At 57.5% G+C, this 14,917-nt stretch carries 12 protein-coding genes; 2 read left to right on the plus strand and 10 right to left on the minus strand.

The annotated features are described in order from the left end of the window. Window positions 1–13: 13 nt before the first annotated feature. From hpaB to hpaG, 9 genes are all read right to left on the minus strand, one after another. A complete protein-coding gene (hpaB, locus tag ACLGE8_RS03400; protein ID WP_410996439.1) occupies window positions 14–1,576 on the minus strand; it encodes a 4-hydroxyphenylacetate 3-monooxygenase, oxygenase component in 1,563 nt (520 codons plus the stop codon). A 475-nt stretch (window positions 1,577–2,051) separates the two neighbouring features. Further along, on the minus strand, window positions 2,052–2,942 hold the full coding sequence (gene hpaA / locus ACLGE8_RS03405) for a 4-hydroxyphenylacetate catabolism regulatory protein HpaA (RefSeq protein ID WP_410996441.1): 891 nt from the start codon (window positions 2,940–2,942) through the stop codon (window positions 2,052–2,054). Window positions 2,943–2,954: 12 nt separating this feature from the next. Beyond that, window positions 2,955–4,331, minus strand: a complete 1,377-nt coding sequence (hpaX, locus tag ACLGE8_RS03410) for a 4-hydroxyphenylacetate permease (protein WP_410996443.1) — start codon at window positions 4,329–4,331, stop codon at window positions 2,955–2,957. Window positions 4,332–4,440: 109 nt separating this feature from the next. Next, window positions 4,441–5,232, minus strand: coding sequence for a 4-hydroxy-2-oxoheptanedioate aldolase (gene hpaI / locus ACLGE8_RS03415; protein WP_410996629.1), 792 nt, complete (start codon window positions 5,230–5,232; stop codon window positions 4,441–4,443). A 14-nt stretch (window positions 5,233–5,246) separates the two neighbouring features. Further along, a complete protein-coding gene (gene hpaH, locus ACLGE8_RS03420; protein WP_220440524.1) occupies window positions 5,247–6,050 on the minus strand; it encodes a 2-oxo-hept-4-ene-1,7-dioate hydratase in 804 nt (267 codons plus the stop codon). A 134-nt stretch (window positions 6,051–6,184) separates the two neighbouring features. After that, on the minus strand, window positions 6,185–6,565 hold the full coding sequence (locus ACLGE8_RS03425) for a 5-carboxymethyl-2-hydroxymuconate Delta-isomerase (protein WP_410996445.1): 381 nt from the start codon (window positions 6,563–6,565) through the stop codon (window positions 6,185–6,187). A gap of 9 nt (window positions 6,566–6,574) precedes the next feature. Beyond that, window positions 6,575–7,426 (minus strand): 3,4-dihydroxyphenylacetate 2,3-dioxygenase, encoded by an 852-nt coding sequence (hpaD, locus tag ACLGE8_RS03430; RefSeq protein WP_410996447.1) that lies wholly within the window; start codon window positions 7,424–7,426, stop codon window positions 6,575–6,577. A 1-nt stretch (window position 7,427) separates the two neighbouring features. After that, complete coding sequence (gene hpaE / locus ACLGE8_RS03435; protein WP_410996449.1) at window positions 7,428–8,894, minus strand: 5-carboxymethyl-2-hydroxymuconate semialdehyde dehydrogenase; 1,467 nt, start codon at window positions 8,892–8,894, stop codon at window positions 7,428–7,430. After that, a complete protein-coding gene (hpaG, locus tag ACLGE8_RS03440) occupies window positions 8,891–10,168 on the minus strand; it encodes a 4-hydroxyphenylacetate degradation bifunctional isomerase/decarboxylase (RefSeq protein WP_410996451.1) in 1,278 nt (425 codons plus the stop codon). Before hpaG ends, hpaE begins: the two co-directional genes overlap by 4 nt. 264 nt (window positions 10,169–10,432) lie before the next feature. Here hpaG and hpaR point away from each other — a divergent pair, with 264 nt between their 5' ends. Together hpaR and ACLGE8_RS03450 are read left to right on the plus strand one after the other, a co-directional pair. Next, window positions 10,433–10,846, plus strand: coding sequence for a homoprotocatechuate degradation operon regulator HpaR (hpaR, locus tag ACLGE8_RS03445; RefSeq protein ID WP_185667227.1), 414 nt, complete (start codon window positions 10,433–10,435; stop codon window positions 10,844–10,846). A gap of 321 nt (window positions 10,847–11,167) precedes the next feature. Beyond that, entirely contained in the window at window positions 11,168–12,436 is a 1,269-nt protein-coding gene (locus ACLGE8_RS03450) for an MFS transporter (RefSeq protein ID WP_410996453.1), read from the plus strand. Window positions 12,437–12,525: 89 nt separating this feature from the next. Here the strand turns inward: ACLGE8_RS03450 and ACLGE8_RS03455 are convergent, their stop codons facing one another. Next, window positions 12,526–14,907, minus strand: a complete 2,382-nt coding sequence (locus ACLGE8_RS03455; protein ID WP_410996455.1) for an inverse autotransporter beta domain-containing protein — start codon at window positions 14,905–14,907, stop codon at window positions 12,526–12,528. Between the last annotated feature and the right edge of the window lie 10 nt (window positions 14,908–14,917).

Raw genomic sequence — 14,917 nt, forward strand, 5'->3', positions numbered from 1 at the left:
CTCCCGCTGCGAATTACTTCAGCAGCTTATCCAGCAGATTAATATCAGCGTTGTTGTGCAGGTGTGGCACCGTCCAGCCGTTCTGGTCGTATTCCGACAGGCAGCGATCGACCATCGCCATCATTTTGTCCATGTTGCCGGAGGTCTGCGCCTGACGCAGACACTGCAGGCGAATTTCATCCTGGCTACCGGAGTAGTTAATTTCATACAGTTCGTGACGGCCGCCGAACTCGCTGCCGATGGCGTCCCACATCAGTTTTAAGATCTTGATACGCTCAACGTGATCCATCCCGTTGGAGCCACGCACGTATTTCGCCAGATACTGGTCGATCTGCGGATTATTGAGATCGCGGGCACTCGACGGCAGATAGATCAGGCCGCTGGTGACGTTACGTTCAATGATGTTTTTGATCTTGGCGTAGGCCATCGGCGCCATCACGCGGTAAGTTTGCAGCGCCGCGTGGTCCGGCAGGTACGCGCCATTAACCCACGGGGTCGCTTCGGAGCACATCGAGTCGCTCAGCGCCCAGAACATGTTGCGCCACGCCACCACTTCACCCAGATCCGCCTGCACGCCGCGGAACTCAGAGGTACCGGTACACTCCAGCGATTTCTTCAGCAGGCCGGTAATAAAGTCGAGCTTCACCGCCAGACGTACGCACGCCTGCAACGGATACATACGGGCGAAACCGCCTTCCATCGTCCAGCGACGGCAGCGATCGAAATCGCGGTAGATCAGTACGTTTTCCCACGGGATCAGCACTTTATCCATCACCAGGATCGCGTCGTTCTCGTCAAAGCGGCTGGAGAGCGGATAGTCGTACGGCGAGCCGGTTGCGCCCGCCACCAGCTCATAGGAAGCGCGGGAAATCAGCTTCACGCCTTCGGCATCCATCGGCGCGACGAACATCAGCGCGAAGTCCGGATTTTCCCCCATCACCTGCGCGGAGCCGAAACCAATCATGTTGTAGTGGGTCAGCGCCGAGTTGGTCGCCACCACCTTCGCACCGCTGACGATAATCCCGGCATCGGTCTCTTTTTCCAGCTTGATGTAGACGTCTTTCACTTCATCGGCCGGCTTGTGACGGTCAATTGGCGGGTTAACGATCGCGTGGTTGAAGTACAGGCCGGTTTCCTGAATGCGCGAGTACCAGTTGCGGGCGTTCTGCTCAAACTGGCCGTAGAACGCCGGGTTTGCGCCCAGCGCGCTGCCGAAGGCCGCTTTGTAGTCCGGGGTGCGCCCCATCCAGCCGTAGGAGAGACGTGACCACTCGGCGATGGCGTCGCGCTGCTGACGCAGGTCGTCGGCACTTTTCGCCACGCGGAAGAATTTATGGGTGTAGCCGCCGCTGCCGGTATCGGTGTTCCAGCACAGCTTGTCCTGCATTTCCGGTTTGTGCAGCGCATCGTACAGCTGGCCCACGGACGCCGCCGCGTTGCGGAACGCAGGGTGGGTGGTGACATCCTTGACGCGCTCGCCGTAGATGTAGATCTCACGGCCATCCTGCAGGCTTTTCAGGTACTCTTCACCGGTTAACGGGCGTTTGGTGTCTGCGCGGAAATCTTCAGGTTTCATTCGGGTACACTCCAGTATTCATCGGATTTGTTAAATTTATGTTTTGTTCTTGTTTCGTAATTGAAGCGTTTAAAGGGCAGACGGTGAAGAGACTTTTGGGTCAACGGCTGGTACTTTTCGGGCGAGGGGTGGATCTGTGATCTGGGTAGGGTTTGGTGCCGTTCCCGGCGGCGCTTCGCTTGGCCGGGCTACATCGGGTTTGGTGTGCGATGGCCCCTCACCCCGGCCCTCTCCCCAAAGGGGCGAGGGAGAAAAACAAAACGGCGGCGCTGTAGGTGGAAACCGCACGGTCGGTCCCCTCTCCCCAATGGGGAGAGGGAGAAAAACAAAACGGCGGCGCTGTAGGTGAAAACCGCACGGTCGGTCCCCTCTCCCCAAAGGGGCGAGGGAGAAAAACAAAACGGCGGCGCTGTAGGTGAAAACCGCACGGTCGGTCCCCTCTCCCCAATGGGGAGAGGGTTAGGGTGAGGGGGAACTACGACACCGGTACTTTCTGCGCGCGAAACGCGCTCGGCGAACACCCCACTAAGCGGTTAAAAAAGCGGGCAAAATAGGCCGGGTCCTTAAACCCAAGCTGCCAGGCAATCTCATTCACCGCGCTGTCGGAAAACAGCAGCAGCCGCTTGGCCTCGCGCAGTTGCCTATCGAAAATCAGCTTTTTCGGCGGGCGGTTGGCGAAGCGGCGGCAGATATCCGTCAACCTGGACTCGGTCAGGTGCAGCTCGCTGGCGTAATCCGGCACCGTCCAGTGACGGTGATAGTGGTTATCAATCATCTGGTTAAAGCGCTGGAACAGCTTCAACTCACCGCGCACGCCGCTGGCCGCATGGTCATCCAGCGGCGCGTTGCGCAGCAGCAGCGTGAACACCGCCTGCGCCAGCAGCACCAGCGTGTGCTCGCGCCCTGGCAGCTCGGAGGTCGACTCGCGCTCAATCAGCCGCCAGTAGTGCGCCAGCGCCGCCAGCTCATCGGGCTTGTCCGCCAACGACAGGCACATCCCCGGCAGGCCGAACGCCTCGCGAGTGCCGGGGTACAGCACCTCCAGCAGCGGCCAGACCAAATCTTCCCGCACCGTCAGTACGTGGCCGTCGCTGTCCGACTGGGTAATAAACGCGTGCGGTACCGACGGCGGCGTCAACACAAACAGCGGTGCCTGCACCGAATAACGGTGATCGTCGAGCTGCAGCTCAATCTGCCCGGTATCAAGAAAGTGCATCTGGAAAAACTGATCGTGTCGATGCGCCTGCATATCACGGCCAAAAAACGCCGCCATACGGGCAAACGACTGATAGTGCACATCTTTGCTGCCGAGGCTCTCTTCATACTCGGTACTGATGTCGATATTGGTAATCGCACGCTGACACATCGCGACGGCTCCTTACGGCGTGGCGCGCGGGCGCGAGGACTTCATCGGGATCGCCCAGATAATCACCGCCCCAACCACCAGCAGCGCCGCGACAAACCATAATCCGCTGTTAAAGCTGCCGGTCACATCTTTCAACCAGCCGATCATAAACGGACTCAGCGCCGATCCGATGTTGCCGGTGGCGTTGATCACCGCAATGCCGATCGCCCTCGCCCGCAGGCTGATGGACTGATCCGGCGTGGTCCAGAAGATCGCCATCGCGCTAAAGGAACCGGTCGACGCCATCACGATCCCCAACAGTTGGATCAGGCTATGGTCGGTCGCCGACGCCAGCAGCCAGCCGGCGGCGGCAAACAAGAACGGCAGCGCCGTGTGGTGCTTACGCTCCTGGTACTTGTCCGAGTGGCGGCTCCAGTAAATCATACCCAGAATAGTGCACACCTGCGGGATAGCCGCTAGCAGGCCGATGGTGATGTTGCTACTGCCCTCGTTAAAGCTCTTGAGGATCTGCGGCGTCCAGATGCTGATCGCACTCAGGGTATTGGTCAGGCAGAAGTAGGCCAGCGTGTACATCAGGACGATCGGCGTAAACACTTCGCGCCACAGGCTGCGCTGCTGCATGGCGCTGTGGCTAATCGCGCCCTCCGGCTGCACCAGGGTCAGATGGTCTTTATCCATCATCTCCTGCAGGCATTTTTTATCCTCATCGGTCAGCCACTTGGCCTTCGCCGGGGAGTCATCAAGCCAGTACCAAACCATCACGCCGAGCAGCACCGCCGGGAAGCCTTCCAGCAGGAACAGCCACTGCCAGCCGTGCATGTTCAGCAGGCCGTCCATCGACAGAATATAGCCCGAGACAATCGAGCCCAGCGCGGTGGTTACCGGCATGGCAATCATAAACAGGGCATTGGCGCGGGCGCGGAAAAACGCCGGGAACCAATAGGTTAAGTACAGCAGAATGCCGGGCAGGAACCCGGCTTCAGTGATACCCACCAGCATACGCAGCACGTACAGACTTTTTGGCCCGACGGCGAACATGGTAGCGGTAGAGGCGATGCCCCACAGCACCATAATGGTGGCAATCCAGCGCCGCGCGCCGACGATGCTCAGCATAATGTTGCTGGGGATGCCGAAAATCACGTAGGTGGCGTAAAACAGCGTGGTGGCGAGGCCGAACATGGTGGCGTTGAGGCCGAGATCCGCCCCCATCGTCAGCCCGGCAAAGCCGATATTAATACGGTCTAAGAATGAGAAGATAAACAGCACAAACAAAAACAGAACCAGACGACGAAACAGTTTGTTGATAACCGATTGTTGGCCCGCCGTCAGCTGCTTGTGCTGGTCGGCCGGGTTGAGTTGCTCCGGGATTGCAGGTGATGTGTCGCTCATTATCCTTTCCTCTGATGGGAATTTGCGTAGGGTGAAGCAGGTTTTGCCCGGGCGCTGCGCTTGCCGGGCCTACGGTAGGCCGGATAAGCGCAGCGCCATCCGGCAGGGGTCAATACACGCCGGACGAGCCCAGCGAGGTTTTCTCCGCGCCAAAGCGCGCCGCCAGCGCTTCTGCGCCACGGGCCAGCAGCGTGGTATCGACGCCGACGGCGACAAACAGCGCCCCCAGTTCCAGATAGCGCTTCGCCAACTGTTCGTTAGCCATCAGAATGCCCGGCGCTTTCCCCGCCGCACGAATCTGCCCGATGGCCTTTTCAATCGTCGCCTGCACTTCCGGGTGCTGCGGATTACCGGCAAAGCCCATATCAGCGCTGAGATCCGCCGGGCCAATAAACACGCCGTCTACGCCGTCAACGTCGAGGATCTGCGCCAGGTTACTGACCGCTTCGCGGGTTTCAATCTGCACCAGCACGCACATCGCGTCGTTGGCCTGATGGAGATAGTCCGGCATACGGTTCCAGCGGGACGCACGCGCCAGCGCGCTGCCCACGCCGCGAATGCCCTGCGGCGGGTAGCGGGTCGCGGCAACGGCGGCCCGCGCTTCATCGGCGTTCTGCACCATCGGCACCAGCAGGGTCTGCGCCCCCACGTCGAGCAGCTGTTTAATTTGCACCGCATCGTTCCACGACGGGCGCACCACCGGCTGGCTTGGGTATGGGGCAATCGCCTGCAGTTGGGTCAGCACGGTCTGGACGTTGTTCGGTGCGTGTTCGCCGTCAATCAGCAGCCAGTCGAAGCCCGCCCCTGCCAGCAGTTCGGCGCTGTAGCTGCTGGAAAGCCCCAGCCACAGGCCCATCTGCGGCTGGCCGGCTTTCAGCGCGTCTTTAAAACTGTTCTTCATCATCGTTTTTTCCTTTATACGAACCGGCAGGTGATCGCGCCCATGTTGCCGTAGTCGACGTGGAAGGTGTCGCCCTTACGCGCCGGAACCGGACGGGTGAACGAGCCGCCGAGAATAATCTGCCCCGCTTCCAGCTGAACGTCGTACGGTGCCAGTTTGTTCGCCAGCCACGCCACGCCGTTGGCCGGGTGGTTAAGCACGCCCGCGGCGACGCCGGTCTCTTCAATCACACCGTTGCGATAGAGCAGCGCGGAGATCCAGCGCAGGTCCAGTTCGTCGGGCTTAATCGGGCGACCGCCGAGGATCACGCCCGCATTGGCGGCGTTGTCGGAGATGGTGTCGAACACCTTGCGTGGGCGCTGGGTTACCGGGTCCACGTTGTGGCTACGGGCGTCAATCAGCTCCAGCGCCGGGATCACGTAGTCGGTGGCGTTATAGACATCAAACAGCGTGCAGTTCGGTCCGCGCAGCGGTTTCGCCAGCACGAACGCCAGCTCTACTTCAATGCGGGGGACGATAAAGCGATCGGTTGGAATGTCGCTGCCGTCATGGAAGAACATGTCGTCGAGCAGCGCGCCGTAGTCCGGTTCGCTAATCTGCGAGCTGGCCTGCATCGCTTTGGAGGTCAGGCCGATTTTGTGGCCTTTGAGCGTGCGCCCTTCGGCAATCTTCATTTCCACCCATTCGCGCTGTACGGCGTAGGCGTCTTCGATGGTGATGTCCGGGTAATCCAGCGACACGGCGCGGATCTGCTCACGCTGTTTTTCGGCCTGATTCAGCCGCTGGGCAATCAGGGTACGGGTTTGTTTATCGAGCATAGTGATTCCTGTGGCTGTGTTTTCTCCCTCTCCCTGTGGGAGAGGGCCGGGGTGAGGGCATCAGGCCGCGGAGGTCTCCCCCCTCACCCTAACCCTCTCCCCAAAGGGGCGAGGGGACCGACCGTGCCGATGTCTTATTTAAATAACGCGTGCACGTTGTTCTGTTTGTAATTCAGCGTCGGGTGCAGTTCGTCTATCTCAAACGACAGCGCCAGATAGCGGCTGTCCATCAGCGTGGCGAAGTGGGCTTTAATCAACCCAAACAACATCTCCCCCACCTCCTGACGGCTCTCCAGGCTGCGCCCGGTGCCGATTTTCAGCGTCATATGCACAAACGCGTAGTCGTGCTTCCCGTCGGCCATCTGCCAGGTATCCAGCCAGTGGGCGCGGCTGCGGATGCCGCCTGTCGGGAAAACTCCGGTGGCGGCCAGCGCCTCGTTCACCTTGCTGAACAGGCCCGGTAAATCAGCCTGTTCGCGGATGTTGGTGGTGCATTCAGCAATAAAGTGCGGCATGGTTGTTCCTCACGCAGGCAGCGGGAATACAGCGTTCACCTGCCCGGTACCGGAGCTGGCGAACAGGTCGGTGATGAACTCCACCTTGCCGTCGAACTTATCCCAGCCCAGCATCCCCAGCAGCATCACGGTGTCGTGCATATTGCCTTCGCCGTAGCAGTAATCGGCGTACTCCGGCAGCATGGTGCAGAACTCCTTGAACTTGCCTTCGCGCCACAGCTTGACCACGCGCTCGTCCATCTGGTGGTCGAACTCGCGGGTGTAGCTGTTCATCCCCTCTTCCGCGCGCTGGTCGTCGATAAAGCGGTGCGACAGCGAGCCGCTGGCAAACACCGCCACCGTCCCATCGTATTTCTCGATGGCTTTCAGAATGGCTTCGCCCAACCTGCGGCTGTCGGCAAAGTCGTGCACGGTGCAGAACGCCGAGATAGAGACCACTTTGAAGTGCTTATCGGCGTTCATATAGCGCATCGGCACCAGCGTGCCGTACTCCAGCTTCAGGCTCGGAATGTTGTGCGCTTTGGCGCGCACGCCCAGCGCCACGGCTTCGTCGGCAATCAGCTGACCCAGTTCCGGGTTACCGTCATAGTCGTAGGTCATGTCGCGGATAAAGTGCGGCAGCTCGTTGCTGGTGTAGATGCCCTTAAAGCTCTCCGCGCAGTTGATGTGATAGGCGCTGTTCACCAGCCAGTGGGTATCGAACACGATAATGGTGTCGACGCCCATCTCGCGGCAGCGCTTGCCAATCTCTTTATGCCCATCAATCGCCGCCTGACGGCAACCGAAGTTTTTCCCCGGAATTTCAGAAAGATACATCGACGGCACGTGCGTGATTTTTGCTGCTAACGCTAACTTACCCATATCAAACTCCCCATTTCGGGATTGGATGGTCGCCCATTGAGATGCAGACGTTTTTCATCTCCGCGAACACTTCAAAGCTGTACTCGCCGCCTTCGCGGCCGGTGCCGGAGGCCTTCACGCCGCCGAACGGCTGGCGCAGGTCGCGAACGTTCTGGGTGTTGACGAACACCATCCCGGCCTCAATGCCGCGCGCCAGGCGCAGCACTTTGCTGATGTCCTGGGTCCAGATATAAGAGGCCAGGCCGTACTCAATGTCGTTCGCCAGACGCAGCCCTTCCGCTTCATCTTTGAACGGCAGCAGGCAGGCGACCGGGCCAAAAATCTCTTCCTGGGCGACGCGCATGCGGTTGTCGACGTCCGCCAGCACCGTTGGGCGCAGGAAGTTGCCGCCACGCAGATGCGCCGGCAGATCGGTCGGTTTTTCCGGGCCGCCGGCCAGCAGGGTCGCGCCCTCTTCAATGCCGAGGCGGATATAGCCGGAGACTTTTTCCCAATGCTGCTGGCTAATCAGCGCGCCAACCTGAGTATTTGGGTCGTTCGGGTCGCCGACGCGTAGACGGTTGGCGCGTTCGGCAAAGCGTTTGACGAACTCCGGGTAGATGCTCTGCTGGATAAAGATGCGCGAACCGGCGGTGCAGCGTTCGCCGTTGATGGAGAAGATGGTGAACAGCGCGGCGTCCAGCGCGCGTTCAATGTCGGCATCTTCAAAAATCAGCACCGGCGATTTGCCGCCCAGCTCCATCGAGTATTTCTTCAGACCGGCGTTTTTCATGATGTTGCGCCCGGTGGCGGTGCCGCCGGTAAAGGAGACGGCGCGTACATCATGATGGCGCACCAGCGCATCACCGGCGCTGGCGCCGTAGCCCTGCACCACGTTCAGCACGCCCGCCGGAATGCCCGCTTCCAGCGCCAGCTCGCCCAGACGGTCGGCGGTCAGCGGCGACAGTTCGGACATCTTCAGCACCGCGGTGTTGCCCAGCGCCAGACACGGCGCGACCTTCCAGGTGGCGGTCATAAACGGCACGTTCCACGGCGACACCAGCGCACACACCCCCACCGGCTGCACGAGGGTGTAGTTGAGCATCTTGTCGTCAACCGGGTAGGTTTTGCCGTTCATCTGCTGGCACACTTCGGCGAAGAACTCGAAGTTATGCGACGCGCGTGGGATCAGCACGTTTTTGGTCTGGTGAATCGGCAGGCCGGTGTCGGCGGTTTCCATCGCCGCGATTTCCGGCACGTTCTGGTCAATCAGGTCGCCCAGACGGCGCATCAGGCGCGCGCGCTCTTTCATCGGCAGGTTAGCCCACTTCGGGAAAGCCTCTTTCGCTGCCGCCACCGCCTGGTTCACTTCCGCTTCACCGCCGGAGGCCACTTCCGCCAGCACTTCACCGGTCGCCGGGTTGGTGGTGTGGAAATAGTCCTGACCGGCGACGTTTTTGCCGTTGATCCAATGGTTAATCTTTTTCATTTTGCAGACTCCTCGCTGACAATCCGGTTCACCAGGCGACCCACGCCCTCGACTTCCACCACCACTTCATCACCCGGTACCACGTCGGACAGCCCTTTCGGCGTGCCGGTGGCGATCATGTCGCCCGGTTGCAGGGTCATAAATTCGCTGAGGTAGGAGACCAGGAACGGCACGCTGAAAATGAGATCTGCGGTGGTGCCTTCCTGACGCAGCTCGCCGTTAACGTAGGTGCGCAGGGTTAAGTTGTGTGGATCGGGAATCGCCGCTTTTGGCACAACGTTAGGGGAAATCGGCGTCAGCCCATCGCGGCTTTTTACCCGCAGGTTCGGGCGGTAGTAGTTTTCCAGGTAGTCGCGGATGGCGTAGTCGTTGCAGACCGTGTAGCCCGCGACATAGTCCATCGCATCGGCTTCGCTCACCTTGCGCGCGGTTTTGCCAATCACCACCACCAGCTCAGACTCGTAGTGCATGTACTCGACGTTATCCGGGCGCACCGAAGTCTGGTTGTCGCCGTTGAAGGTGTTCGACGCTTTGATAAACACCAGCGGCTCTTCCGGCGGCTTAAAGTCCAGCTCGCTAGCGTGGTCGGCGTAGTTCAGCCCCAACGCAAACAGCGTGCCGTGGTCATGCGGGCGCGATATCGGGCGGGCGTCCGCTTCGGCAACCACCGGGTTTTCCAGCGGCGGGAAGCCTTCCGCCAGCACTCGCACCTGGTCGCCTGGGCGCAGTGCAACACGGCTGTGCGGAGTGCCAATCAGAATGGCATCGCCGGGGTTCAGGGTGGCGAAATCACTCAGAGCGCTCAGTAGCTCGGCGGCGCTACGCGTGAGGTCGGCGGTGCTCCACTGGTCAGCGTGACGACCGTTAATTTCGGTAATGATGGTCAGGTTGTCGACGTTATCAACGCTCACCACCTCGCCCAGCGGGCAGAAGCCGTCGCGGCATTTGGCTTTAATTGCCGGGCGGTAGAAGCTCTCTTCCGGCAGGCTGACTTCGTTCGCCAGCGCGTAACCAGCGATATAGTCTGCCGCCTCTTCCACGCGGACTTTACGGGCCGTTTTGCCCACCACCAGCGCCACCGTTGCGCCGCTTAATACCGTTTCCCCCTCTGGGAACGGAATCGGCTGACCGCCTTCAGTGACGGTATTGTGCGGTTTGATAAACCAGACGGCGGTTTTAGGCGGTGCCTTGTAGGGGGCCTGCTCGAACGCGTCGCGCCAGGCATCAAGCTGGCTGCGGTGGTTGAGCGCCACGGCGAAAACGGTACCTTTCATTTACAGCTCCTCAGAGACGACGAACACTTCATTAATATGTTAATGATCTGTTTTATTCCTCCATCGACTATTTAGCAAACGAATGTCATTTTTTTGTGACTTGATTAACAATAATTTCACATTAAATTAATTTAATCATTATTTATCAATGAATTATAAAACGCCGTTGCGTTAAGGGCTGGTTTTAGGTAAAAATCATCTGTTGATAAAAGCAACATTGCTATATTGTTCATATATTAATAATGAGAAGGCTGGAGAGGCAGAATGCACGATTCTTTAACCATCGCCCTGATGCAGGCGCGGGAAGTGGCGATGACCTATTTTCGGCCGATCGTAAAGCAGCACAACCTGACAGAGCAGCAGTGGCGCATTGTCCGCGTACTGGTCGATAACCCGTCGATGGATTTCCACGACCTGGCCGCCGCCACCTGTATTTTGCGCCCGAGCCTGACGGGAATTTTGACCCGCATGGAACGCGATGGTCTGGTGCTGCGTTTGAAGCCGGTGAACGATCAGCGCAAGCTGTACGTCTCGCTAACCAAAGAGGGGTATGCGCTTTACGAGCGCGCGCAGGCAAAAGTGGAAGAGGCCTATCAACAGATTGAAAAACAGTTCACGCCTGAAAAAATGAAGCAGCTCACCGCCCTGCTGCACGAATTCATCTCCCTGCAAAAATAGTTTCCAAAATCTGCCTGTTTATTGATGTAAATCAGGCAGCATCCCACTCTCTTCACGCCTCATTACGCCGTTACTTACCTTGATACACTTAGGTGGTATGCCATCTTAATAATTTTGAATTGGATCACAAAAATTTCTGAAACATGAGTTTAGTATTCGGAAAAAATGTGACACGGATTCACTAAATCTCATAAATGGACCGCAGTGCGTTGCTCCCGCCTCTTTTTGGCCCAGCAAATTATCTTCTCTCTGTATGACCGTAGTTGTGCCTGTCGACCCAGCACAGGCCGTTTCACATTCTAAGAAGTAAAGGAAAGTTTTATGCGCACCACTGGTCATAAGCGCTGGTTTATGGTGGCTCTTGTCACGCTTGGCACAATCCTGTGTTATTTAACCCGCAATACTATTTCGGCCGCCGCGCCTACGCTGCAGAGCAATCTCCACATCACGACCCAGCAATATTCCTGGATTGTGGCAACCTTCTCCGCTTGTTACACCATCGCACAGCCTATTGCCGGCTATGTGCTGGATACCCTTGGCACCAAAGTCGGCTACACCCTGTTTGGTGGTATGTGGGCCATCTTCTGTATTGGCGCCGCCTTCACCAACAGCTGGCAGGGTCTGGCGCTGTTCCGCGGCCTGGGCGGCTTCGCCGAGAGTGCGATGATCCCAGCGGGTCTGAAATCCGTAACCGAATGGTTCCCGGATAACGAGCGTTCCGTTGCCGTCGGCTATTTTAACGTCGGCTCCTCCATGGGGGCGATTATTGCGCCGCCGCTGGTCGCATGGGCCATCTTCATTCACAGCTGGCGTCTGGCGTTTATCATCGTCGGGGTTGCCAGCATGGTCTGGGCGCTGGGTTGGTACCTGGTTTATAACCGCCCGGGGCAGTGCAAAAGCCTGAGCAAAGAGGAATTCGACTACATCACCGACGGCCAGCCGGAGCGCAAGGTGGTGGATAAGGTGCATATCGGCCAGTTGCTGCGTCAACGTAAATTCTGGGGTATCGCCCTGCCGCGCTTCCTGGCTGAACCGGCATGGGGGACGTTCAACGCGTGGATCCCGCTGTTTATGGTGCACACCTACGGCTTTAACCTGAAAGATATCGCCATGTTCGCGTGGATCCCGATGCTGTTTGCCGATATGGGCTGCATCATCGGTGGCTATCTGCCGGGGATCTTCCAGCGCATCTTTGGCGTGAATATCGTGGTGTCCCGTAAACTGGTAGTGACCATGGGCGCGGCGCTGATGATCCTGCCGGGCATGGTCGGCCTGTTCAGCAGCCCGTTCGTGGCTATCGCCCTGCTGTGCGTCGGCGGCTTTGCCCACCAGTCGCTGTCCGGTGCGCTGATTACGCTCTCTTCCGATATGTTCGATCCGGGCGAAGTAGCCACCGCCAACGGTTTTACCGGCATGGCAGCCTGGACGGCGAGCACGCTGTTCGCGCTCGTGGTTGGCGCACTGGCCGACACCTTAGGCTTCAGCCCGCTGTTCGCGGTGCTGGCGGCGTTTGACGTGATTGGTGCAATTATTCTGTGGGCGCTGCTGCGTTCGCCGGAGCCTGAGCTGGAAATGAACCCGGCCAGCTGACCTAACCCCCCGGCGGCGCTACGCTTAGCCGGGCTACCGTTCATGTAGCCCGGGCGAGGCGCTAGCCAACCCCGGGGTGGTTCGAAAACTTATCCCATAATGGTCGCGACACCCATATGCGTGAAGGAGGATTTCACCGTCTGACCGCTGCTGACGCTTTTCACCACGGCATAGGCTCCGGTGGTATCGTAATCCGTGTCTGTGATCCCAATACCATTATCGTCGTAGAATGCGCTTTGCGGTGCATTCATGGTAATCGGATGACCTACTTCGCTCGCGGTCACCGTGTGGACCGAAGAGGTCCAGGTCTGGCTACGTGGGTTATAGGACGGGCCACCATCATCGCCGTATACCTGGAAGTGCAGCACAATCTGGTCCCCTTCCTTCATCCCCTCATAAGGCGTTATCTGGAAATCAACGCCGCCGCTGGATTCATTGATATTGACAACATCATCCGATCCGATGCCAGTAGGAATCGGCCCATCAACTTGACCAATAGATTCAGCGGTAAAGTTCGATGTAAAACTCCTTTGGTGCTTGCCGACTTTCACCTGCACCTGTACGTCTTCTGCCGATGTGTCCGCTAAGCTGACATACGCATTACCCTTCGCATCCGTCACCGTTGTCGAACGTTTAATCTCGGCCTTAGAAGACGGCGACACCAGCGACCAGCTCACTGTTTCACCGACTGCTGGTTCGTGCTGACCATTTTCAACCGATACCTGCACGACATTCTGGTGAACGCCATCGGCAATAACGCCATTTTTCACGGCAGACATCTCAACGTTGGTAATAATCTGCGAGCCCTGAATAAACGTTACGCTGCCGGAACCGCTGATATCATCCATTTTCGCCGTTACCGTCACTTTCTCCGGAACGGTATCCGTTAAGGCAAAGAGCGCGACGCCGCTATCATTGGTCGTGGTTTCCGTTTTATTGCCCTGCGCCGTATTCGAGCTATCAGACCATGACACGGTCTGATGACTCATCGGCTTACCGTTTTCATCGGTGACGACCGCTTTCAGTACACCGCGATCCTGGCCATCAGCGCTTGCAGCCCCCCTCACCGTGCTGACCACGATGTGCTTGGTCTTATCACCACCGCTTCCCTCAACAAACGTGGCTTTCGAGGTCTTCGTTTGCTGTTCTACGGTCGCGGTCACGTCCACCGTTTCTGCGACCCCATCAGTTAAGCCCACGGTAGCAAGACCGTTGCTATCCGTTATGCTGGACGCTCGGGCCAGCTTCGCAGAACCGCTAACAGACCAGTTAACGGTTACGTTTGCCATCGGCGTACCGTCAGAATCGGTGACCCGCGCCACGGCGATATCTTTGGTCGTACCATCAGAATCCACCCCGTTACGTACGATTTGTATTGCTAAAGTCGTGGTCGTCACGTCTGGCGTTGGTTTTTCCTGCTTGCGGTAATCCAGTACAATTTCGTTATTACGATCGACCAGATCGTAACGGCTGCCTGCAAGGCTTCGACGATACGCCACCTGATCGCCCGACAACTGTGATGACAATGATTGTCCCAGCACGTAGTGGAAGGCTAAGGAGAACTGGGTGTCATCCACCGAATCCTCACCGCGTTTATAGTCAATGCCTGCGGTCACCAGCGGAATCGGCGTATAGTTCAGACCAACAGTGACCGCAGATGGATCTTTTTGCAGGTGGTCGGTATCAAATAGCGCCACGTTATCGCCGTAATACTGCTCGTACATGAGCTTTGCGCCAAGCTGCGGATAAGTCGGTAAATAACCTTCAGCACGAACATCAAAACCATCTGCCGGTTTTTCATCGTAATCATCAAAATCACGTGAACTGTGCCAATCGGTAATACCGACATAGCCGTTTGCCGATAGTTTTAAATCATCGGTCCAGGCTTCGCCACCAAATCCAGCACGACGGTTACCACCAGTAAAGTCATCATCAATAAAGCTGTTAATACCAAACATCCAGTTGGATGAATTAAATGTTCTGACACCAAAACCAAGGTTTCCGGTAAAACGGTCGTCCGGTGCACGCATCCCCAATTGAGTGAAGATCACCGTTTTTTTGTTATCGTAAAATGGCAGCAGAAAATCAAATGCGCTATCGTCCCAGTTACCATTGTCATCCACATTCAACTGCACGCGGGCAGTACCGAACTGCGAAAGCCAACCTTCCACGGAGGAAGAAGCATAGCTTGATGCGACGGACGACGCAGCCGCTGCGCCACCATTTGAATCGGTTGATGCCAGCGCGGAAGCCGTCTTGCTCAGCGTATCACTAAAAGGATTAACGTCAGCATTTTCCGTCGTTGGCACATCTGCCATCGATTGCAGCGGGATCAGTAACAACAACGGAGATAATACACGCTGAGCCTGCTTCAATTGAGCTAAAGAATAAGACACGCCATAACGACATAATAAATATAATTTATTCATTTTATACAGTATTAATTTTAGAAATGATAAAAAATAGAGCATCAAGAGATAC

Source organism: Kluyvera sp. 142486 (genome assembly GCF_046569695.1).
Taxonomy (GTDB): Bacteria; Pseudomonadota; Gammaproteobacteria; order Enterobacterales; family Enterobacteriaceae; genus Kluyvera.